The sequence below is a fragment of the Alcaligenes faecalis genome (assembly GCF_005311025.1).
GTDB lineage: Bacteria > Pseudomonadota > Gammaproteobacteria > Burkholderiales > Burkholderiaceae_B > Alcaligenes > Alcaligenes phenolicus.
In genome coordinates this window covers 1,622,580-1,647,982 of the sequence record NZ_CP031747.1, presented here as the reverse complement: position 1 = coordinate 1,647,982, position 25,403 = coordinate 1,622,580, and the positions used below count along the sequence as shown (strand labels likewise).

At 56.7% G+C, this 25,403-nt stretch carries 21 protein-coding genes and 3 tRNA genes; 8 read left to right on the top strand and 16 right to left on the bottom strand.

Going from position 1 to position 25,403, the window contains the following annotated elements; translation table 11 throughout:
- From moaD to D0C27_RS07450, 4 genes are all read right to left on the bottom strand, one after another.
- Positions 1 to 258, bottom strand: a complete 258-nt coding sequence (moaD, locus tag D0C27_RS07465) for a molybdopterin converting factor subunit 1 (protein ID WP_009463873.1) — start codon at positions 256 to 258, stop codon at positions 1 to 3.
- A gap of 19 nt (positions 259 to 277) precedes the next feature.
- A complete protein-coding gene (gene moaC, locus D0C27_RS07460) occupies positions 278 to 781 on the bottom strand; it encodes a cyclic pyranopterin monophosphate synthase MoaC (protein ID WP_009463872.1) in 504 nt (167 codons plus the stop codon).
- 79 nt (positions 782 to 860) lie between these two features.
- Positions 861 to 1,499 (bottom strand): response regulator transcription factor, encoded by a 639-nt coding sequence (locus tag D0C27_RS07455; protein WP_137430698.1) that lies wholly within the window; start codon positions 1,497 to 1,499, stop codon positions 861 to 863.
- On the bottom strand, positions 1,492 to 3,462 hold the full coding sequence (locus D0C27_RS07450; protein ID WP_170978552.1) for a PAS domain S-box protein: 1,971 nt from the start codon (positions 3,460 to 3,462) through the stop codon (positions 1,492 to 1,494). The genes D0C27_RS07455 and D0C27_RS07450 overlap by 8 nt, the downstream gene beginning before the upstream one ends.
- A gap of 115 nt (positions 3,463 to 3,577) precedes the next feature.
- Here D0C27_RS07450 and D0C27_RS07445 point away from each other — a divergent pair, with 115 nt between their 5' ends.
- From D0C27_RS07445 to D0C27_RS07435, 3 genes are all read left to right on the top strand, one after another.
- Positions 3,578 to 4,561, top strand: coding sequence for a TRAP transporter substrate-binding protein (locus D0C27_RS07445; RefSeq protein ID WP_026485094.1), 984 nt, complete (start codon positions 3,578 to 3,580; stop codon positions 4,559 to 4,561).
- Between the two features lie 119 nt (positions 4,562 to 4,680).
- Positions 4,681 to 5,316 (top strand): TRAP transporter small permease, encoded by a 636-nt coding sequence (locus D0C27_RS07440; RefSeq protein WP_035271196.1) that lies wholly within the window; start codon positions 4,681 to 4,683, stop codon positions 5,314 to 5,316.
- Positions 5,313 to 6,638 (top strand): TRAP transporter large permease, encoded by a 1,326-nt coding sequence (locus D0C27_RS07435; protein ID WP_035271195.1) that lies wholly within the window; start codon positions 5,313 to 5,315, stop codon positions 6,636 to 6,638. The genes D0C27_RS07440 and D0C27_RS07435 overlap by 4 nt, the downstream gene beginning before the upstream one ends.
- A gap of 187 nt (positions 6,639 to 6,825) precedes the next feature.
- Here the strand turns inward: D0C27_RS07435 and tetR are convergent, their stop codons facing one another.
- Positions 6,826 to 7,461: a tetracycline resistance transcriptional repressor TetR gene (tetR, locus tag D0C27_RS07430; RefSeq protein WP_137430696.1), complete on the bottom strand. Its 636-nt coding sequence runs from the start codon at positions 7,459 to 7,461 to the stop codon at positions 6,826 to 6,828.
- Between the two features lie 167 nt (positions 7,462 to 7,628).
- Here tetR and tet point away from each other — a divergent pair, with 167 nt between their 5' ends.
- The 3 genes from tet (at position 7,629) to D0C27_RS07415 (ending at position 11,271) form a co-directional block, all read left to right on the top strand.
- The gene (gene tet / locus D0C27_RS07425; protein WP_137430695.1) at positions 7,629 to 8,843 is read left to right on the top strand and encodes a Tet(A)/Tet(B)/Tet(C) family tetracycline efflux MFS transporter; all 1,215 of its coding nucleotides are present in this window, start codon (positions 7,629 to 7,631) and stop codon (positions 8,841 to 8,843) included.
- A gap of 197 nt (positions 8,844 to 9,040) precedes the next feature.
- Positions 9,041 to 9,550: a peroxiredoxin gene (locus tag D0C27_RS07420; protein ID WP_009463866.1), complete on the top strand. Its 510-nt coding sequence runs from the start codon at positions 9,041 to 9,043 to the stop codon at positions 9,548 to 9,550.
- A 167-nt stretch (positions 9,551 to 9,717) separates the two neighbouring features.
- Complete coding sequence (locus D0C27_RS07415; protein ID WP_115634237.1) at positions 9,718 to 11,271, top strand: MFS transporter; 1,554 nt, start codon at positions 9,718 to 9,720, stop codon at positions 11,269 to 11,271.
- 102 nt (positions 11,272 to 11,373) lie between these two features.
- Here D0C27_RS07415 and D0C27_RS07410 read toward each other — a convergent pair whose 3' ends face one another.
- From D0C27_RS07410 to bioB, 3 genes are all read right to left on the bottom strand, one after another.
- Entirely contained in the window at positions 11,374 to 12,393 is a 1,020-nt protein-coding gene (locus D0C27_RS07410) for a BMP family protein (RefSeq protein ID WP_115634333.1), read from the bottom strand.
- A gap of 164 nt (positions 12,394 to 12,557) precedes the next feature.
- Positions 12,558 to 13,409 carry a hypothetical protein gene (locus D0C27_RS07405; protein ID WP_060186311.1) on the bottom strand — a complete coding sequence of 284 codons (852 nt, stop codon included), beginning with the start codon at positions 13,407 to 13,409 and terminating at the stop codon, positions 12,558 to 12,560.
- A 1-nt stretch (position 13,410) separates the two neighbouring features.
- The gene (bioB, locus tag D0C27_RS07400; RefSeq protein WP_060186312.1) at positions 13,411 to 14,427 is read right to left on the bottom strand and encodes a biotin synthase BioB; all 1,017 of its coding nucleotides are present in this window, start codon (positions 14,425 to 14,427) and stop codon (positions 13,411 to 13,413) included.
- Positions 14,428 to 14,715: 288 nt separating this feature from the next.
- Here bioB and D0C27_RS07395 point away from each other — a divergent pair, with 288 nt between their 5' ends.
- Positions 14,716 to 15,138, top strand: coding sequence for an acyl-CoA thioesterase (locus D0C27_RS07395; RefSeq protein WP_060186313.1), 423 nt, complete (start codon positions 14,716 to 14,718; stop codon positions 15,136 to 15,138).
- Here the strand turns inward: D0C27_RS07395 and D0C27_RS07390 are convergent.
- The 5 genes from D0C27_RS07390 to D0C27_RS07370 all read right to left on the bottom strand — a co-directional run bounded on the left by D0C27_RS07390 (position 15,115) and on the right by D0C27_RS07370 (position 23,500).
- On the bottom strand, positions 15,115 to 15,597 hold the full coding sequence (locus D0C27_RS07390) for a DUF3293 domain-containing protein (RefSeq protein WP_035271189.1): 483 nt from the start codon (positions 15,595 to 15,597) through the stop codon (positions 15,115 to 15,117). The genes D0C27_RS07395 and D0C27_RS07390 overlap by 24 nt on opposite strands.
- 115 nt (positions 15,598 to 15,712) lie before the next feature.
- Positions 15,713 to 18,775, bottom strand: a complete 3,063-nt coding sequence (locus D0C27_RS07385) for an efflux RND transporter permease subunit (RefSeq protein WP_137430694.1) — start codon at positions 18,773 to 18,775, stop codon at positions 15,713 to 15,715.
- On the bottom strand, positions 18,772 to 19,857 hold the full coding sequence (locus D0C27_RS07380) for an efflux RND transporter periplasmic adaptor subunit (RefSeq protein WP_009463858.1): 1,086 nt from the start codon (positions 19,855 to 19,857) through the stop codon (positions 18,772 to 18,774). The genes D0C27_RS07385 and D0C27_RS07380 overlap by 4 nt, the downstream gene beginning before the upstream one ends.
- Before the next feature lie 54 nt (positions 19,858 to 19,911).
- On the bottom strand, positions 19,912 to 20,523 hold the full coding sequence (locus tag D0C27_RS07375; RefSeq protein WP_035271186.1) for a TetR/AcrR family transcriptional regulator: 612 nt from the start codon (positions 20,521 to 20,523) through the stop codon (positions 19,912 to 19,914).
- 175 nt (positions 20,524 to 20,698) lie between these two features.
- Positions 20,699 to 23,500, bottom strand: a complete 2,802-nt coding sequence (locus tag D0C27_RS07370) for an ATP-binding protein (protein ID WP_137430693.1) — start codon at positions 23,498 to 23,500, stop codon at positions 20,699 to 20,701.
- Between the two features lie 31 nt (positions 23,501 to 23,531).
- Here D0C27_RS07370 and D0C27_RS07365 point away from each other — a divergent pair, with 31 nt between their 5' ends.
- Positions 23,532 to 24,719, top strand: coding sequence for an MFS transporter (locus D0C27_RS07365; protein ID WP_205717087.1), 1,188 nt, complete (start codon positions 23,532 to 23,534; stop codon positions 24,717 to 24,719).
- Positions 24,720 to 24,810: 91 nt separating this feature from the next.
- Here the strand turns inward: D0C27_RS07365 and D0C27_RS07360 are convergent.
- The 3 genes from D0C27_RS07360 to D0C27_RS07350 form a co-directional block, all read right to left on the bottom strand.
- Positions 24,811 to 24,887, bottom strand: a tRNA-Asp gene (locus D0C27_RS07360).
- A gap of 19 nt (positions 24,888 to 24,906) precedes the next feature.
- Positions 24,907 to 24,982 (bottom strand) — tRNA-Glu (locus tag D0C27_RS07355).
- A 27-nt stretch (positions 24,983 to 25,009) separates the two neighbouring features.
- Positions 25,010 to 25,085 (bottom strand) — tRNA-Ala (locus D0C27_RS07350).
- Positions 25,086 to 25,403 lie beyond the last annotated feature (318 nt).

The window sequence follows — 25,403 nt, the reverse complement described above, 5'->3', positions numbered from 1 at the left end:
TCAACCTCCGGTGACGGGCTCGAACACAGCCACTTCATCGCCGGGGCGGACAGGGTCGGTAGGCTTGGCGTGAAACTGGTTGACGGCCACATGCAGGCGGCCGGCCATATCGCTTAAATTCGGGTGGCGTTGCAGCAGGGCCTCGGTCCATTGCTGGACGGTGCCTTCCTGGGGCCATTCCCAGTTTTCCTGGCGCTGGCCTGTGCGTTCGGCCACTTGGGCGAAGTACAGGACGCGCAATGTCAAAGGGCTTGTCATGCTATCTCCGTGAAAGGGCTTAGAGCTGGGCAGTCCAGGTTCCGCTTTTGCCGCCGGTTTTCTCCAGCAAACGGGTCTGTTCGATCACAATGCCTTTGTCGGCCGCTTTGCACATATCGTAAATGGTCAGGGCGGCAATGGAGCAGGCCGTCATGGCTTCCATCTCTACGCCGGTGGTGTAGCGGGTGCGGCAGGTGGCCAGCACGGCAATGGTGCCTGCTGCGGCGTCGCTTTCAAAATCAATGCCGACAAAATCCAGGGGCAGGCTGTGGCACATGGGAATCAGTTCGGCACAGCGCTTGGCGGCCAGCACACCGGCCACGCGTGCGGTGTTCAGCACTTCGCCCTTGGCATTGTGCTGAGCCGACAGCAACTGGTAAGCAGCGGGGCTCAAACGCACCACGGCGCGGGCCGTGGCCGAGCGGGAGGTGGCGGATTTGTGGCTGACATCGACCATCTGAACTTTTCCATCTTCATCCAGATGGGAAAGGTGCAAATCTGTGTTTTCGGTAGTGGTGCTCATGATCGCTCCGGGACCGGGCCTAGTGCGCGGTTCTAATTGTTTATGGTTGCATTATATACACCCGGCGCGGTGGCTCTGGCTAAGGCCCCGGCGGGTTGCGGTCTTCCCGCAAGCGGGCCGGGTCCAGCAGTCGGGCCAGTTCGATCAGGGTGCGAGCCTGCATTTTTTCCAGTGCCCGAGCGCGGTGCACTTCCACGGTGCGCATGGTGATGCTCAGGTCCTGAGCAATCTGCTTGTTCAGCCGTCCCTCCAGGGCCAGGGCCAGCACTTCGCGCTCGCGCTGCGACAGGGTGTCCAGCCGCTCCTCCAGTGCCTGCTCGTTGTCCCGTTCTTCCTGACTGGCTTCGTAGCTGCGCAGCACGTCCAGTACCCGGTCCACCAGATCGTTATCGTTAAAGGGCTTTTCGATGAAATCCGCCGCGCCTTGTTTCAGCGCGGTCACGGCCAGGGGCAGGTCGCCGTGGCCGGTCAGGAAAATAACGGGCAGACGGGATTGGCGCTCGCGCAATTGCTCGAACACTTCCAGGCCGGACAGTCCATCCATACGTATGTCGAGCAGGATGCAGCCCTGCGTCTCGGGGCTCAGGGAATTCAGAAAAGCCTCGCCGCTGTCCCAGAGTTCGGTGTTGACCTGACGGGTGGAGAACAGCCAGGCCAGGGCATCGCGGATGGCCGGGTCGTCGTCCACGATGTGGACCAAAGGAGCGCGCTTAGTCATGTTCGATCAAGGGTAGGGAAAACAGGAAAGTGGCACCGTGGGGAACCCCGTTTTCAAACCAGAGTTTGCCATGGTGCAACTCCACAATGGAGCGGCAAATATTCAAGCCAATACCCAGGCCTTGGGCTTTGGTGGTGGTAAAGGCCTGGAACACTTCTGCCATGATAGTTGCTGCCACGCCGGGGCCCTGGTCGGCCACCATCACCAGCACGACACCATTGCTGGCCTGCATGGTCACTTCCAGTACCCGGCGTTCTGGCTCCAGGCCCGACATGGCTTCGGCGGCATTGCGCAGCAGGTTGAAAATCAGTTGTTCCAGCAGTACCTTGTCGCCCATTACGGGCAGGTTTTCGGGGTGGGAGGGCACAATCAATTGAATCTGGTGATGGCGCAGACCTGCCTTGGCCATGGCCAGGGCGCCTTGCAAGGCATCGGGCAAATTCAGAGGGCTAAGCTGCGGATCGCGCTTGCGCACAAAGTCGTGAATGCGGTGGATGATTTGCCCTGCGCGGCGGGTTTGTTCCGCCAGGCTTTCCAGACCGCGACGCAGCTGTTTCGGGTCCAGCGGTTCATTTCCCAGCAGGTTCAGGGAACCAGCCGCATAGCTAGCAATGGCCGAGAGCGGCTGGTTCAGCTCGTGGGCCAGTGTGGAGGCCATTTCACCCATGGTAATGAGCTTGGCCGTGTGGTGTAGCTGTTCGGATTGGGAACTGGCCAGGGCTTCGGCCTGCTTGCGCGAGCTGATATCGATGATGGAACTGATCCAGCCCACGTGCCGTTTTTGCGCGTCAATCAGCGGGGATTCAAAGACCTGCACATCGACACGTGAGCCGTCCGGGCGCTGGAACAGGGTGTCAAAAACTTGCACCGAGCGGGAGGATTTCAGTCGATCTCGACGCTCCAGTGTTTCATCCATCATCTCCGGCACCCACCAGGGCATGGGTGGGGCCAGACCAATAATTTCTTCGCTGCTGCGGCCCACCAGTTCGCAAAACGCCGGGTTCACATACAGCACCTTGCCGTCCAGATCGCGGGCGCGCATGCCAGTCACCATGGAGTTTTCGATTGCGCTGCGAAAGGCTTGCTCCTGCATCAGGGCCAGCTCGGCATCACGGCGTTTGCGAGCGTAGTGATGTTGCATGGCCAGGTTCACCACAGCCAGCAGGGCCAGGCCCGCAATCACGGTCAGTAGCAAGGTGAAGGTGGGGATGTTCTTTTGCGGGTAAGGCGTCATCAGTAAACGCACACCATGCAAGGGCGGGTCTACCGACATGGCGTAGCGCAACTGGCTTTCGCCCGGCTCGCCTTTGGAGCGTGTGGCCAGTGTCTGGTCGCTTTGGTCGATCAGGGAGACGTGATATTGCTCGGCAATCCACCAGGGCACGTTTTCCATCAAGATGGTGGCCAGGGAAAAGGTGGCGCGCAAGGTGCCGACAATATCGTTGTCTTCGTAGATCGGAACCACCAGGTCCAGCACGCTTTCCTGGTGTTCATTGGAGTAATAGGCCGGTAGCCAGGTGGACGTGCGCGGCGTGCTGACGTGGGCTGCAATCCGCGTATCAGCACCGGGCGGGCGCACCAGCAAGGTGGTGCCAAATCGATCCTGCACGGCCACTTTCAGCAGATCCGGGTGGATGGTCTTGAAGTGCTGTAATTGCGTCAGCGCGGTCTGGGTCGTGACGGGCTGGGACTGGACTTCAATTTCGCTGGCAATGCGGCTTAAATTGTTCTCGTGCGAGCGCAGCTGAAAGGACAGGGATTGCTCCACCCACAAGGCATTGCGTATCAGCTCGTTGGACTGCTCCTCATCCCGTTCCTTATTGACCGCCCAGGCAAACACGCCCATCAGCAGCACAATAATCAGGATGGCCAAAATAGGCACATAGGTGCTGATCGGGTAGGCCGCCAGAGTGCGCGAGGCCGCTTGGCGTATGAATCCGGACGGACGGGCAAGACGCATCATGACAAATGGTTTCGGATTTCCACAATAGATAATTCGGGACCGCTTTTTTAAGCTACACGCTTTCAAGCACATCAATCAATAAAACGTGTCGGCTCTTAACCGACCGGAGGCAAACATGAAAAAGACCCTTGTGGCCAGCTTGCTGGCGTCCGTATTCTTGTCCGCGCCTGTTCTGGCTAACCCCATGATCATCAAGTTCAGCCACGTTGTATCGCCAGATACACCCAAGGGCAAGGGCGCCGTGCGCTTTAAGGAACTGGCCGAAAAGTACACCGAGGGCAAGGTGGTTGTCGAGGTCTACCCGAACTCGCAGCTGTACAAGGACAAGGAAGAACTGGAAGCCCTGCAACTGGGCGCCGTGCACATGCTGGCTCCGTCGCTGGCCAAGTTTGGCCCTCTGGGCGTACGCGAATTTGAAGTGTTCGACCTGCCTTTCATTTTTCAGAACCGTGAGGACCTGCGTAAGGTGACTGAAGGTCCTGTAGGCCGCATGTTGCTGGACAAGCTGGAGCCCAAGGGCATCAAGGGTCTGTCCTACTGGGATAACGGCTTCAAGGTCATGAGCGCCAACACGCCCCTGAAAAGCGTGGATGATTTCCTGGGTCTGAAGATGCGCATCCAGTCCTCCAAGGTTCTGGAAGCCCAGTTCAAGGCACTGGACGCTGTGCCTCAGGTGATGGCCTTCTCCGAGGTGTACCAGGCTCTGCAAACGGGTGTGGTCGACGGCACCGAGAACCCGCCATCGAACATGTACACCCAGAAAATGCACGAAGTGCAAAAGCACGCCACCGTGTCCAACCACGGTTACCTGGGTTATGCCGTGATCGTGAACAAGAAGTTCTGGGAAGGTCTGCCTGACGATATTCGCCAAGGTATGGAAAAAGCCATGGAAGAAGCCACGGTTTACGCCAACGACATTGCAGAGCAAGAGAACAACGATTCCATGAAGGCCATGGAAGAGTCCGGCAAGACCCAGTTCTACCAACTGAGCGATGCCGAGCGTCAGGAATGGGTCAAGCAGCTGCGTCCCGTGCACAAGGAAATGGCTTCGCGTATCGGCCAGGACGTGATCGACGCCTTCTACAAGGCTACCGAATAAAGCCTGCTTCATCTGATTGTCTTGTACAGGTCTGATTCAGACCTGTTCTTCTTTTCTTCCCGCTACATGCTTGTGTCTGCCCGGCCCCCGGGCGGGCAGACTGTAGTCTGGAGCTACCCATGTTTTTACGATTTCTGGACCGCTTTGAGGAAATGTTCATCTCATTTCTGATGGTGGCGGCCGTAGTGATTATTTTTGTAGCGGTCTGCCAGCGCTACTCGGTCAGCCTGCTGGCGGATCTGGTGTCCTGGTCGCGGGCTCAGGGTTATGAGTCCATTACCGCCATGGCCCGTTCTACCTACCGAAGCGTGGCCGGCGTCAACTTGCTCTGGGCACAGGAGCTGTGCATTTACCTGTTTGTCTGGATGGCCAAATTCGGCGCCGCTTACGGCGTTCGTGTTGGTATTCACGTGGGTGTGGACGTGCTGGTAAACGCTGTGGGCCCACGCTGGCGTCATCTGCTGGTAGTGATTTCCCTGTTCGCCGGTGCCTTGTTTACAGCCATTGTTGCCTGGATTGGTGGCCGCTTTGTGTATGGCATTGCCCAGACTGCTCAGGTGTCGGCTGACCTGGAAGTGCCGGTGTGGATTGTGTATCTGGCGGTGCCTGCGGGCTCCTTGCTGATGTGCTTCCGCTTCCTGCAAGCCTTGATGAATTTTATCCAGACGGGCCATTTGCCTCATCACGAGCCTGCGGCGGATCTGATCGCTGAAACAGAGCGCGGTGTGTCTGAATCCGAAGGAGCGCGCGCATGACCGCCCTGATTATTTTTGCCTTGCTGGCTATCCTGTTGCTGACAGGCATGCCGGTATCGATTGCCCTGGGTCTGACGGTGATGGGTTTCCTGTTCACCATGACCGAAGTACCGATGGACAGTATTGCGCTCAAGCTGTTCACCGGGATCGAGAAGTTCGAGATCATGGCGATTCCGTTCTTCATCCTGGCCGGTAGCTTCCTCACGCATGGCGGGGTCGCACAACGCATGATTCGCTTTGCCGCTTCCATGGTCGGCCACTTGCCCGGCGGCATGGGTCTGGCTGCGGTGCTGGCTTGCGCCCTGTTTGCGTCTATCAGTGGTTCCTCGCCTGCCACGGTGGCGGCCATTGGTTCCATCATGATTCCGGCCATGGTTAAACAAGGCTACCCCGTGCAATTCGGGACTGGCATTGTGGCGACTTCCGGCGGTCTGGGCATTTTGTTGCCACCCTCGATTGTGATGGTGATGTACGCCGTGGCAACCAGCGGCATGATGGTTGAAGGCCCGGATGGGGTCAAAGTCGGTACGGCTTCTATTGGTCAGCTGTTTATTGCCGGTGTGGTTCCGGGTTTGATTCTGGCGTTTTTCCTGGGTGCCACGACCATGTTCCGCGCCTGGAAACTGGGTTACCCCCGTATGCCCCGCGCATCCTACAAGGAACGCTGGCGTGCCTTCATGGACTCCATCTGGGGCCTGATGCTGATCGTTATCGTGATGGGCGGGATTTACTCCGGTGTGTTCACGCCTACCGAAGCAGCAGCTATCAGTGCGGTTTACGCCTTTGTGATTGCGGTCTGGGTCTACAAGGATGTGAAGCTGCGCGAGGTCAAACGCATTGTGCTGGAATCGGCAGCCATGAGTGCCATGCTGCTGTACATCATCACCAACGCGGTCATGTTCGCCTTCATTCTGACGTCCGAGCAGATTCCTCAGGCCATTGCGGAATGGATCGTGTCGCAAGGCATGGGCCTGATCGCCTTCCTGCTGTTCGTGAACGTCCTGTTGCTGGTGATCGGTATGGTGATGGAGCCCTCGGGACTGATTCTGATCATGGCTCCCATCCTGTTCCCTGTCGCCATGAAGCTGGGCATGGACCCGGTTCACTTTGGCATCATGCTGGTGGTGAACATGGAGATTGGGCTGGCGACACCACCAGTGGGCTTGAACCTGTATGTGGCGTCCAGCATATCGAAGTTGGGCCTGACCGAAGTTACCAAGTCCACATTGCCTTGGTTGCTGACTGGTCTGGCCTTCCTGTTGATGATTACCTTCGTACCTGAAATTACGCTTTGGCTGCCCCGCATGATGGGATGGCTGTAGTAGTCCTGATCGCTATCCGCGAGCAGGGCAAGGTGAGCCCATGATGTGGCAGTACGGCTTGATGCAAGCTGCGCAAGACGTGAATCACCTTGAAGGCCGGGCAAAAAGCCCGGCCTTTTTTGTGAGCGATCGCTTGGGATCTCGAAAAGTTTATCGCTGCACTGACTGGGTGCAGTGGGTTAACGGTTCAGCGTTCTGTACCTTGTTTACAAAAAGGCTCAAGACCAGCGATCAAGCTGTTCAAGCCGAAATCGAACGCGGCATCCATGCCTTCCTGTTCAACTTCCTGAAACAGGGACAGCAGGTCTGGGGGAGTGTCCGCTTGCGTTGCTGAAGTGCTGGGAGCATCCGTGTTTTGCTGCTCGGATTGCGCTGCTTGCTGTTCCAGTACCGACCCCACCACATAATGGCTGATCGTCCATAGCGCCCAAACGGCATTTTTCGCCTCAAAGCCTGCCTTGCACAAAAAGCCGATCTGGGCCTGTGCAATGTCCAATTGCAATTCAGTGGGCCGAGTCCCTGCGTGGATGCGGGCACCATCCCGGTAAGACAACAACGCCGCCCGGAAACCCTGAGCATTCTTCCTCAGGAAGATACGCCAGTCCTCGTTATCTTCCGGGAGGGCGTGGCGATGTTTATTGACTAGCATGGCGTGGGCCAGGGCATCAAAGAGAGCGCGCTTATCCCGAAAGTGCCAGTACAGGGCGGGTTGCTTCACCTGAAGCCGTTCAGCCAGCTTGCGTGTGCTCAATCCGTCCATGCCCACTTCATTGAGCAGCTCCAGGGCTGTCTCGATGACGGTTTCTTTGCTGATCTTCTTCATGTGGGCTGGATCTCCGTGCTCGTAATTTATCAATGATAATCGACAGCGCATTAAGGTAAGGCTGCAAACGGCAGGGCTGCGCCTTGTTCCGCAGGGCAGTGGTGCTGTACTTGCTAATTTATCACTGATAAGTTAAAAATAAGGCTAACTTATCGATGATAAATTAGATGCCTGATTCCAGTGCCCACCACAGTCTGTTGAACAATCGCTCTTGCTTGATTGCTCTGTTGATCCTTTGTCTGGATGCGGTAGGGATAGGTTTGATCATGCCGGTGCTGCCTTCCTTGTTGCGAGAACTGCTTCCAGTAGAGCAGGTGGCACGTCATTACGGCGTCTTGTTGTCTTTGTATGCGCTGATGCAAATTGTGTTTGCGCCTTTACTGGGGCGCTTGTCCGACAGGTATGGGCGGCGGCCTGTGCTGTTGGCCTCATTAGCTGGAGCAGCGCTGGATTACACCGCCATGGCTTTGGCACCCGTTTTATGGGTGTTGTATATAGGGCGACTTGTCTCTGGGATCACGGGGGCGACAGCTGCGGTGGTGGCTTCCACCATTGCCGATGCTTCCCCGGAGCAAGAGCGGGCACGCTGGTTTGCTTATATCGGGGCATGCTACGGCCTGGGCATGATTGCCGGGCCTGCCTTGGGCGGGACCTTGGCGGGCTTGTCGACTCATGCGCCCTTTGTGGGAGCGGCGCTGCTTAATGCCAGTGCTTTTGTTCTGGCCTGCCTTTTTCTGCGTGAAACACGTGTAGCTTGTGGATCGGCGGAAAAGAAGCAGGCGCCGCATCTCAGCTCCTTTGGTTTTTTGGGCTTGAAGGATTTAGGGCAGGGCTTGCTGGGCTTGGGCGTCGTATTCTTTATTGTCCAGCTGATCGGCCAACTGCCTGCCGCCTTGTGGGTGATTTTCGGAGAGGATCGCTTTGCTTGGGACACCATGACGGTGGGCTTGTCCCTGACCGCTTATGGCATCACTCATGCCTTGTTCCAGGCCTTTGCTGTGGGTCCCTTGTCGCAGCGCCTGGGTGAGCGCAAGACCTTGATGTTGGGCATGATGGCTGACGCCGCAGGTTTTGTGTTGCTGGCTTTTGCTTTGCATAGCTGGATGATCTTCCCTGTGCTGGCTTTGCTGGCGGCAGGTGGTGTGGGCATGCCTGCGCTGCAATCCATGATGTCCAAGCGCGTTGTCAACGATCAACAAGGGACCTTGCAGGGCGTGTTGGGTAGTTTGAATAATCTGGGCGCCTTGATTGGCCCGCTGGGGTTCACGCAGCTCTACAGTTATACCGCTACGCAGTGGAACGGTTGGGTTTGGCTACTGGGGGGATGTCTGTATGTGCTGTGTTTCCCCATCTTGTGGCGCGCTTTGCAGCTTGTGGACTAAGAGGCCGTTGTTTCGCTGTTTGGCAAAGGGTTTGCTCGGAAACGGTTTTTTTGCTGTTGAAGGCGCGTTTTCTCTGGGGCGTGTAGGCAAGTGAAACGTACTGATAAGTATTATTTGCCTATTAGGCAGGCCAGTCTATTAGTATCATAGATTGTTCGGGCCGCCATACTGGCGGTATTTATTCATACGGAGACCTTATGTCCATTTCAGTCGGTGCGCGCGTTCCAGACGCGACCCTTAGCGAGTACATTGAAACCGCCACAGAAAGCTGCCCTATGGGCCCCAACAACTTTCAGGTGGCTGATCTGGTTAAAGGCAAGAAAATTGCCGTGTTCGCCGTTCCTGGCGCTTTCACCCCCACCTGCTCCGAGCAGCACTTGCCTGGCTTTATTGCCAAGGCAGACGAGTTCAAGGCTGCCGGCGTAGACGAGATCTGGTGCGTGGCAGTGAACGATCCTTTCGTAATGGGCGCTTGGGGCAAGTCCCTGAACGTTAATGGCAAAGTACGTTTGCTGGCCGACGGCAGTGCTGTCTGGACCAAAGCATTGGGTCTGGAATTTGACCTGACGTCCAAAGGCCTGGGTGTGCGCTCCAAGCGTTTCTCTGCCTTGCTGGAAGACGGCGTTGTCAAACAACTGAACATTGATAACGACGGCGGCCTGCACACATCGGATGCAGACACCCTGTTGAAACAGGTAAAGTCGTAAATATCTGATCCCCAGCCAGTCCGGCGTGGCGAGGGATAGAAGGATTACAAGGCGCTGGCGGCAAGCTGGCGCTTTTTTTTACCGTGCTCCTGTCGCAAAACCCAGGCCGGAAACTGGATGGTGGCGAGAGTTGGGGGCCGGTGCCGCGGTTTTTTTAGGATGTCTGGATGCTGTCATCGGTGGGTGCGTTTTCGTCCCTGTACTTTGCGACCCTGATGCTCTTGCTCAGCTCGGGCCTGTTCAATACCTTCATGGGGGTGCGCCTGACGGCCATCTCGGTGTCAGAGGTATGGATTGGCGGGCTGATTGCGGTGTATTACCTGGGCCTGGTATTTGGTGCTCGTATGGGTCACCGCCTGATCATGGGCGTGGGTCATATTCGGGCGTACGCCGCCAGTGCTGCCATTGTCACCATCTGTGTGCTGGTTCAGATTCTGGTTGATTCCATGTACGTCTGGCTGCTGCTACGCTTTTTGGCGGGCGCGGCCATGGTGGTGCAGTTCATGGGGATTGAAAGCTGGCTGAACGAGCAAAGCGACAATAGTCAACGCGGCACCATTTTTGCCTTTTACATGGTGTTCTCCAGCCTGGGCACCGTGCTGGGGCAGTTGTCTTTGACCCTGTTCCCGCATCTGAATTACGAGCCGTTGGTTTTTGTGGCGATCTGTTCGGCCTTCAGTCTGGTGCCGGTGGCGATTACCCGTCGCAGTCACCCACCCTTGCAAGTGCCCGCGCCCATTAACGCACGCTATTACGTGGACCGCGTGCCCTTGTCCATGATGGTGCTGCTGGTCGCCGGTATGTTGACCGGGGCCTTTTATGGTCTGGCGCCGGTGTATGCGGTGCGTGTTCATCTAAGCAATGAGCAGGCTGCCTTGTTTGTCGCCGTGTCTGTGGCCGCCGGTGTGCTGGCCCAATGGCCGGTGGGTTGGCTGGCGGATCGCATGAATCGCGTCAAACTGATCCGCATTAACGCGATCTGTTTGCTGGCCTTGGCCATTCCTTTGTGGGGCTGGTTTGAGGCCCCATTCTGGTTTCTGCTGATTTTTTCGGCGTTGTTCGGGATTCTGCAATTTACGCTGTACCCCTTGGGCGCGGCTTTCGCCAATGACAACGTGGATCCGGAGCGGCGAGTTGGCTTGAGCGCCATTTTGTATATGGTGTATGGCCTGGGGGCCTGTCTGGGGCCGCTGCTTGCCGGCGGCCTGATGTCTTATATTGGCAGCAATCTGTACTACATCTTCGTGGCAGCCTGTGGCTTGGCTTTGGTTCTGCTGGTCCGCCCGCAAAAGGTACTGGGCGATCACTTGAGCCAGGATGCGCCTACTACCTTTGTGCCTATGCCAGACAGCTTGCAAAGCTCGGCTGCGGCGGTGGCACTGGACCCACGGGTAGATATCAGCTCTGACGTGTCGCATGACCCGGTTTTCGAAGATCTGCCGCCAGTTGAAGAGCGGGTGCCCGCAACGACCGAAAGCACAGCTGCGGAACGCAAGGCGGAAGATGAGGCTGCAGAGGCGACACTTGCCGAGGACGACAAACGGGCTGATTCTGTTGTTGGAAGCTCGGGAAGCTCGGGAAGCTCGGGAAGCTCGGGAAGCTCGGGAAGCTCTGTAAATTCTGAAGGCTTGAATGCTTTTGGGAGCGCGGCAGATGTGGAAAGCTCGAGCGCTGAGAAAGACGCAGAGAAAGCACGTAAAACCTCAGATCCAGCCCCTTAAACAGTCGCCAGAATCGAGCCTGTTGTCGTGGCGCTTTACGACCATGATTCACTCATAAAAAAAACCCAGGCCAAGCCTGGGTTTTTTATTTCTGCCCGGATCTTAAATCTGGAACTCAGGTCCTTTGAATTCGGCCTCAACCTCAATCTTGCCAGCCAGAATATCCTGCTGCAGCGCTGCAATACGCTGGCGCACGGCATCCGGTGTGTCCGGGGCCATGATCAGGCGCACCGCATCCGGTTGCTGCAGGCCAACCTTGAAGATCTTGCCGGACTCGAACTTGTTTTCGCTCAGATCCTTGCAAGCTTCAAATACGCCAATGCCTACATCGGCCCAGGCGGAACCGACGAATACGTCGGGCTCGCGGGCGACCCAGTCAATTACATTGCCAATTTCTTTGATACCCAGTTCACGGCAGGCCTGCGTTGTGCCGCCACGGCCTTTGTTCAGCATGGTGTAGATGATGTCTGCACCAGCTTTGGCCTGTGCCTGGGTGACCCGCGCGGCCAGCTCAATATCATCCTGGTTGCCGGAGAAGTTTGTCAGCAGCTTCACATCCGGATTGGCATGCTTGACGCCAGCAGCATAGGAAGCGCGGGCGCGCAAACCAGGGGGTACGCGTATGCCGGACTGGTGGGCCACTACGCCGGTCTTGGTCATCAGGGCGGCATAGGCACCGGCCAGCCAGGCTGACTCTTCCTGACGCACGTCATAGCTGCTCAGATTGCTGGCAGTGACGGCACCTTGCGTGATCACAAAGCGGGTATCCGGAAACTCCTTGGCAACGGCCAGGGCAGCATCGGTGTTCTGACCGCCGTGGGCGATCAGCAAGGCCGGTTTGTATTGTGTTGCCAGTTCGCGCAGAGCGGCAATTTGTGCCTGGGTTTCGTTGGCCACCTGGTCTTTGTAGTGGCCGGTAATGGGCAACTGGTCCATGGCCTTCTTGAAGCCCTGATAACCAGCTTGCATGAAGCCGTTGTCATCAATGTGGCCGCAGAACAGGGCGGCAACGACGGGTTTGTTGGCCGCCAGCACACTGCGGCCAAGCCAAGGGGCAGCCAGTGCGCCGGCTCCAGCGGAAGCGGCGGCCAGCAGTAACTGTCGACGGGTAAATCCGGTCATGATCATGTCTCCTGTGTAGTCTCCGACGTGGGCGTCGGTAAAAATCGTTTTTTTCTAATCTACAGGAGATGAAAAGCCGCGGTCCCTGAAGTTTTAAATGTCAAATATAAGAATTCTCGTATAGTGCGTTTACGCGGGCATGTATGAGACACGCCCGACATTGTTCACCGCGGAATCAGGGCCACGATAGCGCCAATGGCCAGGGCAACCCCCACCATATTGAGCGCGCTGAGCTTTTCCTTGAAGAAGCCCGCGCCGATGATGGCACCCATGGCAATCACACCAATATTCATGGCCGAGAACACCAGAGTGGGGTTCTCCGGGAAGATCTGGTGGGCGCGGATATAAAAGAAAATATTCCCGAAGTTCAGCAGGCCCAGCACCAGACCGGCTAAAAGGCTGCCTTTGTGCCAGCTGGTGCGCTTGGCCAGCAACCAGCACAGCATCAGCACACCGGCTAGCGAGAAGGACACCACCAGACTGCTGGAGAAAGCTGCACCGGCTTTGGAAAGCTGCTTGAACATGATGTCGATCACGCCATAGCCTAGCCACACAGCCAGCAGCATCAGGGCAGGATGCCCGGAGCCTGCTTCCTGGCTACTGGCCTGCCGCGGACGTATCAGCAGGCACAGCAAGGCAATCAGGGCCAGGGCGATGCCCAGCAGTTTCTGACCAGCCAGATGCTCGCCAAACAAGAGAAAGGCCGCCAGCAAGGGAATGAACAGGGACAGGCGCTGGGCAGCATCGCTCAACACAATCCCGGCTTGCCGCACTGCCGCCGCCATGAACAGAAAGACGCTGGGCAAGAGCACACCCAAGGCAATCAGAATCCACCAGGGGGTAGCAGGATTCAGCAGACTGCTGGGATGCGGTTGCAGCAATACCAGACTCAAGGTGACTGCCACGCCATAGTTGACCATGATGGCCTGGGCGACATCGATCTGCCGCTGGCGAGCGACTTTCAGCAGAATGGAAACGGCAACACTGCACAGAATGCTGGCGATCAGAGTGAGCATGTTAGAGGGCCTCGACCATAGCGCGTGGACGGGTTTGTTCCAATGACAAAGGGGGTTCGGACAGTGTGGTTTTGGCCGCTTCCAGTTGCAGGCGGGCAAACAGATCCTGGTCTGCCACAAACTGCGGGTTGCCGGTAGTCAGCAATTGCTCGCCATAGAAAATGGAGTTGGCACCGGCCATAAAGCACAGGGCCTGGGTGCTGTCATCCATGGTTTCTCGTCCCGCCGACAGGCGTACGGCGCTGGTGGGCATCAGGATACGCGCAATGGCAATCGTACGTACAAACTCGAAGGGGTCCAGATCATCGACCTGATCCAGCGGCGTGCCCGGTACTTTCACCAATTGGTTGATAGGCACGGACTCGGGGCAAGGGCGCATATTGGCCAGCTGAGCCAGCAGACCAGCACGCTCGCGACGGCTTTCACCCATGCCGATAATCCCGCCGCAGCAACTGTTCAAACCGGCTGCGCGTACGCGTTCCAGCGTGTCCAGGCGGTCCTGGTACGTGCGTGTGCTGATGATCTGGCCATAGAACTCGGGGGAGGTGTCCAGATTGTGGTTGTAGTAGTCCAGTCCGGCATCTTTCAGGCGCTGCGCCTGACCGTCTTTGAGCATGCCCAAGGTGACACAGGTTTCCAGCCCCATCGCTTTGACGGCGCTGACCATCTCAACTACCTCGTCCAACTGTTTTTCGGTAGGAGAGCGCCAGGCGGCACCCATGCAAAAACGCTGAGCACCCTGTGCCTGGGCGGCGCGGGCCGCTTCCAATACCTGTTCCAGGGGCATCAAGGGTTCAGGTTCCAGTTCGGTCTGGTATTTGGAGGATTGCGGGCAGTAGGAGCAATCTTCGGGACAGGCGCCTGTCTTGATGGAGAGCAGACTGGAGAGCTGGATTTGATTGGCCGGGTGGTGCTGTCTATGTACGGTCTGCGCCTGGAACACGAGGTCCATAAAGGGCAGCTCGTAAAGCTCCATGATGCGACGAATCGTCCAGGGTGCGGGGGTATTTACAGACATGGCAGGCTACCTTATTCAGTGACGCAGCTATGCTAGGTTTTCTGCCTGTGAAAGACGACTCCTGGGGCTGGCAGGCTCCGGAGGCTTTTCTCACTATGGGGCCTATTTCAGTAATTTTTAGAGGAAATTGTCGCTAACTTCGCTTAATTTCAATCATTGTGAGGGATACAAACTATTTCAAAGGTAGTGTTTTCAAAATGTTTCAGCGGCTGATTCAGTGCCTGATTACCGTGGTTTCCACCTTTTTATCCGAGGTAAACTGGCAGGCGATTTTGCAAAAGGATAAACATGCACGTGTTCGAGCGCCGCATCACCGTGGAATGGGGTGATTGCGATGAGGCCGGGATTGTTTTCTATCCCAATTATTTTTATTGGTTTGATTGCACGTATCAGGCGTGGCTGCGGCAAGCAGGCTTGAGCCAGCGTATCTTGCGCCAGGAATATGATGCGGTAACGCCATTGGTGGATGTCGGTGCCAACTTCCGCGCACCTGTCACCTATGATCGCGAGATTCGCGTTTGCGTGCATGTGGCTCAATGGCTGGACCGGCGTTTCAAGCTTGAATATCAAGTCTTCAATATGGACGGCGTGCTGGTAGCAACCGGCCACGAGTGGCGCGCCTGGGCGCAGGTCTTGCCGGAAGGGCGGCTGAAAGGTGCCGCCATTGCTGAAGACTTTCGTCAGCGCTTAGAAGGGAACGGGGCTGTTTGAAGCGGCCTGATCAGACACCGGCAGGCGCTGCTGCACTTGATGCAGCTGCGGCTTGCCATTGAGCGGTATATAGACAAAAGCCAATTGCTTGAACAGGCGTGCTTGCCAGCGTGCCTGTTGCAGGCTGATGTCCAGCACCAGCAGGCTGGGTTCATCCGGCCATTTGCCCTTGGGGTCCAGATTCACAGCGGGCCACCAGCGCAGATCCAGTTTCTGCAAATCGCGCAGCAAGCTTTCCTGAACCGCATCGTTAAAGGCACGGCTGCAAATTTGTGCGCCTGGATTGCAGGCGGTCAAAATTGCCGCACCACGGCTGTTTTCTTGTTCCAGTAATTGATTCAGAGGGCGGTTGAGCTGGCCGATGCGCACGTCCATATCGCCCTTTGGGCTGTGTACACGGTAGATCGCCTTCTCGAAAGCGTGAGACAGGGCGGCGGGCAGGTCTTTCTGTGTAGACATAAGCTATCTTGCGTCGTTCTGTTCTCTGGACCCACAAGACTGGCAGTGGGATGCATGGTTTGTTGGTGTTCAAACCATGCATCCATTATTTACACAGTTTCAGCCTTCAAGCAAGTTATGAGGCGCGTGGATCCTGGATTCGATTCCAGATCGAATACAAGCTGGGCAAGAACAAGAGCGTCAGGATGGTGCCAATGGCTGTACCGCCGATCAGCGTCAGGGCCATGGAGCCCCAGAACACGGAGAAGGACAGCGGAATGAAGGCCAATACCGCCGCCAGCGCCGTCAGAATGACGGGGCGGGCACGCTGTACAGTGGCTTCAATCACGGCATCGTAGGGTGAGGCACCTTCAGCCCGGTTGGTCTTGATCTGCTCAATCAGAATCAAGGTATTGCGCATCAGGATCCCCGCCAGACCAATCAGCCCCAGAATCGCCGTAAAGCCAAAGGGTTGCTGGAAGATCAGCAAGGCGGGCACGCTGCCAATCAGGCCCAAGGGGGCGGTCAGGAACACCATGATCATGTTCGAGAGCGAACGTACCTGAATCACGATAACCAGCAGCATCAAGGCAATCATGACCGGGAAGACGGGCAGCAGCGCGTCATTGGACTTCTTGGCCTCGGCGGTGATGCCGCTCATTTCGATCAGGTAGCCAGGGGGCAGGGAAGCCTGCAAGGAGGCAAACTCCTTCATCACCCGGTTGGCCACTTCTGCCGGTTGCACGTGCGGAGCAATATCCCCTCGCACGGTCATGGTGGGCAGGCGGTTGCGACGTGCCAGCTTGGGTTCTTCCTGCATGATTTCCAGCTTGCCGACTTGCTCCAAGGGCAGGTTCTGGCCCTGATCATTCATGACGGTCAGGCCGGAAAGGCGAGTTGGGTCATGGCGGTTGCTGGCCGAGCTGCGCGCCACAACCAGCACATTACGCAGGTCCTCGCGGTATTCCGCAACGGTTGTGCCATCCAGCTGCAACTGGATTTGTTCGGCCAGACTCTGGCGATTCAAACCCAAGGCTTGCAGACGTTGCGGGTCTACGTCCAGCTTCAGGACGGGTACGCGCGAACCCCAGTCCACGTTCACCTGACGCATGTCCTTGTCGGCCCGCATCACCGCCATGGCCTGCTCGGAAATATCACGCAGCTTGTCCAGATCAGGGCCACGTACCAGGAACTCCACCGGGTATTTGGTGGATGGCCCGAACACCAGCTGAGTGGCACGGACGCGTGCTTCTGGTGTCAGGCCATCGGCCACCACTTGGCGGAAGCGTTGCAGCAGCGCATCGCGGTCGTGGTGATCAGCCGTCAGCACCACCAGACGAGCAAAGGAGGGATCAGGCAGTTCAGGGTTGTAGGACAGGAAAAAGCGCGGTGCGCCTTGCCCGGCATAACTGGTGACCAGCTTGGTTTCGGGCTGCTCGCGCAACCAGCTCTCCACCTTGCGAGTAACGGCTTGCGTGGACTGAATACTGCTGCCCTCGGGTAACTGCACTTCTACCAGCAGCTCGGGTCGGTCGGAGGTGGGGAAGAATTGCTGTTTGACGAAACCCATGCCTACAACCGCCAGCACGAAGGCCGCCACCACAATTCCGGCCACCAGAAACTTGTGGTGTACCGACCAGGCAATCATGCGGCGCAGGCGCATGTAATTGGGGGTGTCGTAAATGGCCTGATGGCCGCCAGGACGGGCTGGAATGGCGGGCAGCAATTTCACGCCCATATAGGGAGTGAAGGCCACCGCGACCAGCCAGGACGTCAGCAGGGCAGCGGCCAGAATCCAGAAGATATTGCCGGCGTACTCCCCGGCAGAGGAACGGGCAAAACCCACCGGCAGAAAGCCGATAATCGTCACCAGGGTGCCGGACAGCATGGGGGCTGCCGTATGGTTCCAGGCATAGGCGGCGGCTTTCAGGCGGTCCATGCCTTCTTCCATTTTCACGATCATGATCTCGATCGCAATAATGGCGTCGTCCACCAGCAGGCCCAGCGAGATAATCAGCGCGCCCAGCGTTACCCGGTCAAACACCTTGCCCGTCATCATCATGATGACGAACACCATGGCCAGCGTCAGGGGCACAGCGGCAGCCACTACAATCCCGACCCGCCAGCCCATGCTGACCAGACACACCAGCAGCACCACGCTCAGCGCCGCGAAGAACTTGAACATGAACTCGCCTACGGCGGAGGCAATGTTCACCGACTGGTTGGTGACGGTATCCAGGGAGAAGCCCAGGGGCAGGGCAGCGGCAATATCTTCCCGTGCCTTTTCCAGATCCTTGCCCAGATACAGGCCGTTGTAGCCCTCCTGCATCACCACATCCAGCAACATGGCAAATTGTGCGTTGTGGTGAATCTCGAAGCTGGGCGGGTCTTCGTATCCACGACTGATGGTGGCAATGTCGCCCAGACGCAGATTGTGGCCCTGTACGTAGATATAGGTATTGCTGATGGCCTCCAAATCCTCCAGTCCGGCGCTAAGGCGCATGTGAATGCGCGGGCCATCGGTGCTGACGGCACCACTGGCTGTCATGGCGCTGCGCTTGGACAAGGCTTCCAGAATCTGTTGAGGGTTGAGCTGCAGGTTGTGCAGCTTGGCTTCGTCCAGATCGACAAAAATACGCTCGCTTTGCTCGCCCAGAATATTGACCTTCTTGACGCCAGGGACTTGCAGTAGCTGGCTGCGTACTTTCTCGGCCTCGCGAGTCAGCAGGCGCGGTGGCAAACCAGGGGCTTGCAGCGCGAACAGGCTGAAGGACACGTCCGAGTACTCGTCGTTCACAAACGGCCCCTGCACGCCTTTGGGCAAGCGCGGAGCCTGATCCTGCAGCTTCTTGCGGAGCTGATAGAACTCGCTCTGAACGTCCGCCGGCGGCATGGTGTCTTTCAGGGTCACCACCATCAAGGCGGTGCCGGGACGGGTAACCGTCTCTACCTTGTCAAACCAGCGCAGTTCCTGCATGCGCTTTTCCATGGGCTCGGCCACCAGATCCTGCATTTCCTGGGCGGTGGCTCCGGGCCACATGGCGGTGACGGTCAGCACTTTCACGGTAAAAGCCGGGTCTTCGGCTCGACCCAGTTTCACGAAGGAGTAAATGCCGGACGCTGCCAGAGCAATGATCAGAAACAGCGTGATGGCCCGTTCACGCACCGCCAGAGCGGAGAGATTGAAGCGGCCTGTCATTGCTTGACCTCGCGTGTTTCAGGACGAACTTCCTGGCCTTCATGCAAAAGGTTAGCGCCCAACGCCACGATGGCCGTACCGGCTTCAGGGCCTTGGGACAGGTAAGCGTGTTCCTGGGCCAGTTTGGCAATGGTCACGGGCTGCCAGTGCACGGTTTTCTGATCATCAATTACCCACACACCGGGCCCTTTACCCGCATCGTAAATTGCAGTCAGTGGCACTTGATTCAAGGCGTCTGCATCCGGGGGCGTCAAATGCACAATGGCGCTGGAACCCAGTCTTGCGGTGACATTCTCGCCCTCGAAGGAAAAGCGGGCCTGATAGCTGCGGGTTGCAGGGTCAGAGGATTGGGCCAACTCGCGCAGTTGGGCGGGCAGGCTTTCCTGGGAGTCCGTCAGCTCAATGGTGGCGCGAGTACCCAGCGGGATATCCCACTGTTCGGGCAGGCTGACAATGACATCACGTGGGCCGTCCTGGGCCAGACGCAGCACGGCTTGCCCTGGGCTGACAACTTGGCCAACATCCGCAATCTGGGCGGTAATGATGCCGCTGGCTTCTGCTTTCAAGGAACTGTATTGGTCGGCGTTGCGGGCTATTTCAGCTTGTGCTTGGGCGGACTTCAGATTTGCCTGTGCGCTACGCAGTGCCTTCTGGCTTTGTTCATGCGCCTGACGGGAAACGCCGCCTTGCTCTACCAGCAGGGACAAGCGTTTGTAATCTGACTGGGCTTGTTCGGCCTGAGCCTGGGCGGCCTGCACGGCAGCCAGACGGGCGCGGTAATCCAGTTGCAGATCCTTGGGGTCCAGCGTCATCAAGAGCTGGCCTTTTTCAACGTGCTCGCCGTTTTGAACTTTGCGCGTATCAATCTTGCCACCTACCCGAAATGCCAGCGGGCTTTCCACCCGTGCGCTGACCAGTCCCAGAAAACGTCGCTGCTGATCGGCCTTGGGCTGAATCACGCTTTGAATGACCAAAGGAGCCTGAGTGCGAGGGTCGGCCTCCTGCGTCTGCTGGCTGCACCCCATCAGTACAAGGGCGGCGGACAAACTCAAGACAGGACTAAGAGAGCGAAAAAGAGCCATGCAGGACTCCGGGTAGGTAAATAGTTGGATGAACTGTAACTTGGGGCGTGATGTTCAAGGCATCAGGCTGCGCAGGATAAGCTGCGTTACCACCAGCAAACCTTGACGGGTTTTTTCAGGCGGATGTATTTCCAGCAAGACAGGGTGTAGACAGGCGGTCAAGGCAAACAGGATGCCTTGAACCACCTCGTCCAAGGGCGTGCGGCGTTCAAAGTCGCCGCTTTCACGGCCCGCGCGCACCAGGGCGGTGATTTGGGTCAGCAAATCTTCTCTGTGCTGGTCCACTGTTGCCCAATTGTTTTGCAGCGCTTCAATGACCACTTCTTGCATGCGGCCTTCCTGCAAGAACAGCTCCAGGCTTAGCGTGCAGGCGGTTTCAATGAAGTGGCGCAGACGTTCGATAGGGGGCAAGTCGCCCTCCACAATCTGTTGCAGCTGCACGTGCATGCCTTTGAGCACAGAGTGGCAGATCGCCTGGCCGATAGCCTGCTTGGAGTCGAAAAAACGATAGAGATAAGCGCTGGACACGCCTATGGATTTGGCCAGGCTGGCAACAGAGGTCTTGCGATACCCATAGAGCCGGAAATGCGTATTGGCCTGCTCAATGATCTGTTCGCGGCGATGATGCTCGGTCGGACCACGCTGGCCCAGGGTACTGGCTGGCATAGAAGTTGAATGTTGAAGTAACGATAACGCAATACATTAACTTCCTTGTTAAGCCGCGGCAAGTAAATTGAGGCCACATATCCCGTTTTTTTGCTTGATGGGACTCTTCTTGACAGGCAAACCTTTTAGATCAGCCGATGGCTTGAGCAGGCAGCAGGGCATCCGCAGGATGGGATCATGCTTTGAGTCTGACTTTCCAGGCTTTGGCTTGTTGAGAGCGTGCCAGGGATAGCGCTTTTTGCAAGGTAGCTGATACGTATGGTTGTTCGGATGGGAGATGCATCATTGCCTGCGCCTGAATTCTCAGCAGTTCCGGGGCGTTCCATAGTTGCTCTTCAGCGGTCTCATCAGCAAGGCGGGCCTTGATGAGTGCAACCGCTTCCGGGCTATGCCCTTGTTCGATCATTGCATGTGCAAAGTCAGACAAGAAAACAGAATATGCCGTGTCAAACCCGTGCTCCTGTAACTGTGTCAGAGCTGACTGGAGTGTCTGGAAAGGAACTTCAGCGGGGTTCTCGGCGACTTTTGCCCAAAGCGTAAATGCCGAACCATACCGTGCCCAGAACTCCAAACCATGTTGGCCAGCAAGGTGATTAAGCTCTTGCGACATTCGAGTGACCTCCTGGCTATCCCCTGAAAGCGCTGCCACCGTGCAGCTTCCTTCCGCCAGTGCACAACATAAGGTGCAAGCGTGATCCAGCGGTATGGCCTCCTCGATCGCTAATTGGGCCGCATGGCGAGCTTTGTTCGTGTTCCCCATGACCCATAGAATGCGGGAAAGAAAAGCCCAGCCCGCGACGCGCTGATCCAATCCGAATCGGAAGTGAGAGCCATGGCGTTCGTCGCGCACATAGGCATCAAGCATGGCCTCGATTTCAAATAAGGCTTCAGCGTGCCGTCCTAAAAAATGATAGGACGTGCCAATTAGACGGCGGGCAGTCAGAAAAGCGGCTCGGTCAGAGAACTGTAGAGCCAAATCCGCCATGTTCTGGCCGTGTTCCAGAGCCTGGGTGTACCGGCCGCTACGAAGATGAAAGAGCCATAGGCCGTATTCCGCTTGTAGCTGCATCTCCCTGTCGCCTAGCTGCAATGCGAGCTCGCCAGCTCGGGTCCATGCCTGTCCATTCTCTGGCGTCGGGCCGCGTGACCAGGTCAGGGAGGTGGCCAGGGCGGCTTGAATCATCATCTCCTGCTGTTCTTCTAGGGATGAGCCTGTGCTTTGTTTGAGTGCATCCGTAATTCTCTGACGACCTTCATCGTGAAGCGACAACTGTATCCAGAATGGGGCGGAGTTGGCCAGGATATGGAGCCCCAGACTGCGGTGCTGATTATTTCGGAATGCCCAGTCCAAAGCGGTTCTGATGTCATCGATGTGGTGTTCATATCGTTGCCTCCACTGGGGCGTGGGTAAGGACATCCAGTCGTGTTGAGCCTGGGATGCCAGTTGGGCAGTAAAGTGCGCATGTCTGTCCGCCAAAACAGTCTGTCGATCCCCAAGCTGCTCCAGGGCATATGCGCGCAGCATACTCAGATAGCGATAGCGGATAGTTTGCGTCCCGGCTTGCAGGGTGAGCAGGGACTTTTCAACCAGTCCGTAAATAATATCGGGCAGTCTGGTCGAGTCTTTGGGTCTTGCAGAGATGATTTGTTCTGCAGCGGAGAGGGTGAAATCGCCAGGGAAAATAGCCAGTTCCTGAAAAGCGTTTTGTTCACGCGAGTTCAGTAAGTGGTAACTCCATTGCATGGCCTCGCCCAGTGTCTGGTGGCGCCCCGAGGATGGGGTCTTCCGGGCGGCCAGCAAACCCGAGGAAATAGCCAGGTCTTCAGCGACGGCAGCCAGCCCTAGCGAGGGGACTCGGGCAGCCGCAATTTCGAGCGCCAGGGGAACCCCGTCCAGCGCTCTGCAGAGTGCCGTAATTTGATCCAGATTATCTTCGGTCAGCTTGAAGTGATAGTCTGCGGCGATAACCCGGCGTACGAACAGCTCGATAGCACTGTATGCTCGTGCGTTTTCTAACTTGATGGGGTGTGCGGGGACGCAGAGAGGGGTGATGCGAAAGACTTGCTCGCCCTCCAGTCCCAAAGGGGTTTGGCTGGTAAGGAGGATGCTCAGCTTCGGGTCGGCCTCCAGAAGTTGTTCAATCACGTGTGCGCAAGCCGAAGCGACATGTTCGCAGTTATCAATTAGCAGGAGTGCCCTGTTTGGATGCGATGCGGCCTGTGTGTCTGTGCCGACAAGGCCGGCCAAGGCGCTTGAGATGCTCGGTAATACAGAGGCGGGGCTGCCAAGTTGGGACAAGTCCGCGAAGTAAACACCATCAGGGAAAAGCGGGCTTGCTTCAGAGGCCAGTTCTATGGCCAAACGGGTCTTGCCGACACCGGCAGGGCCGGCGAGCGTGATCAGGCATTGGCTTGCAAGGAGCCGATTTAATTCCAGTAGCTCCTCTATACGGCCGATCAAGGGGGACCTGGGACGTGGCAGTTTGCTCCGTGTTTGATGAGCAATAATTGGGCTTGCCGCTTGATGGGATTGCACAGCGCCGGTGAATCGATAGCCTCGGCCAAACTCCGTGGAAATAAGGTCTCTATCGTCACCCAGAGTTTTCCGTAATGATGAGATCTGTGCCTGCAAGCTGTTTTCCTCGACCACGTCCTTGGACCATATCTGCGAAAGGAGTGAGTCTTTTGACACCACTTTTCCTGCTGCCTCTACAAGGTAGATGAGCACATCAAGCGCACGCTCGCCTACCTCCAACCGCACACCGTCCCGCAGCAAAAGCCGCAGGCCCGGAAATAGCTGGTACCGGCCAAATGCCAGCATATCGTCGTCGCGGGCCTGGGCGGATCTTGAGTGTTTCTGAGGGGTGGGGTGGGTACCGTTAGACATGCTTGTCTCTGGGTAAAGTTGGGCGGAAAAGCAGATTTCAGACGTCTGAAATTGTAGGCCAAAGACTTTGGCTACGTGTTCCTTCACCATGACAGCCTACTTTTTACTTTGTGAGTCAGTGATGTCCAAAGAATCCGCCTTGGTGCGTCGTCTGGATACGGCGCTTCTGATGGTAATGGCGATTGCCTGCGGCGTATTTGTCTCGAATGTCTATTACAACCAGCCACTTCTGGAACTGTTGCAACAGGCATTTCCGCAGGAAAGAGGGCTGATTAATCTGGCCCCGACGGCGACCCAGTTGGGGTTTGCTTGCGGCCTGTTTTTTCTGGTCCCTCTTGGAGACCGGGTTGACCGTAGAAAATTGATTCTGGGGCAGGCGGCGGTTTTGCTGGTCGGGCTGGTATGTCTGGCGGTAACCCCTAATGCCTGGGGGTTTGTCTGTGCGTCCGTGTTGGTGGGGATCTCTGCATCAGCCGCTCAACAAATTGTGCCTTTTGCGGCAGAACTAGCGACGCCGAGCCGCCGGGGACAAGTGGTAGGCACGGTAATGAGCGGGGTGTTGTGCGGTCTTTTATTGGGTAGGGCTGTGGGTGGCTTTATTGGCGATCATTGGGGCTGGCGGGCCACATATTGCTTAGGTGCAGTGATGACGGCGATTGCCTGGCTCATGCTTTTTCTCAAATTGCCCCATAGCAATCCCCAGGTGCATCAACGTTATTTCAGCCTTATAAAGTCCTTGATCGTTCTGTGGCGGGAAGAGCCTTTGTTGCGTAGAGCAACCCGTATTCAAGCGGTCCTGTTTGGCTCCTTTATGGGTTTGTGGACAGTTCTGGCATTGCACATGCAGGAGTCATACGGCTTGGGAGCGGATGTAGCTGGCTTGATGGGCGTTGTCGGTGCTGCCGGGATTTTGATTGCTCCATTGGCGGGTCGCAGCGCAGATCATCGTGGACCGCAGATTGTGATCACGGCTGCTTGCCTGATCATGTTGCTGTCATACCCCGTGTTGGGGCTTTGGAGCAGTCTTGCCGGTTTGATTGTGGGCATTTTGTTGCTGGATATTGGTGAGCAGTTGGCACTCATTTCCAATCAGCATGTGATTTACTCTCTCCGTCCGGAGGCCAGGAGCCGATTGAATACGCTATTTATGAGCGGCATGTTCGTGGGTGGTGCGACTGGCTCATGGGGGGCTGGTATTGCCTGGCGTCTGGGAGGGTGGCATGCGGTATGCCTGTTTGGAGGGGCATTAGTGCTTATCGGTTTTTCTTTGCACGGTATTTGTAGACGAGCGATAGGCACCAGAGGCTGAGAGAGGTGTTCTGGTGCGCATGCTTGCAGGCCGGAGTCCACCAATGAAAAAAGCCTGACAGATCGAAATCTATCAGGCTTTTTGAATTTTTTGGCGGAGCGGACGGGGCTCGAACCCGCGACCCCCGGCGTGACAGGCCGGTATTCTAACCAACTGAACTACCGCTCCGCAGCGGTGCCAAGAATCTTGGCGTCCCCTAGGGGATTCGAACCCCTGTACCCACCGTGAAAGGGTGGTGTCCTAGGCCTCTAGACGAAGGGGACAGGACTCTACAGCTAATCTTCGTTTTTTGGTGGAGGTAAGCGGGATCGAACCGCTGACCTCTTGCATGCCATGCAAGCGCTCTCCCAGCTGAGCTATACCCCCATTTCGGTGTTCTTTTTGTCGACCACCAACGAAGAATTGAGATTATGAAGGTGTTTTTATCTTTGTGCAAGTCTTTTGAAGAAAAAAACCAAAATAAAGTGAAAAAACTTCAGAGGGGCTGCCAGAGGGGGGCATGGGGCAGGCAGAGGAGGCGATACCCCTGGCGTGCGGAAGCCGAAAACAGGGCTCAGGGTGAGCCTGAAATGCGCTTGTATCTTTTTGTTTTATACGGAGTTTTGTATCTTCTTTGTGTCATAACATTTCATTTGTGGCTCAATAGAAGGAAATGCTTTCAACTATTAGCGTCGTTTTTTTGTC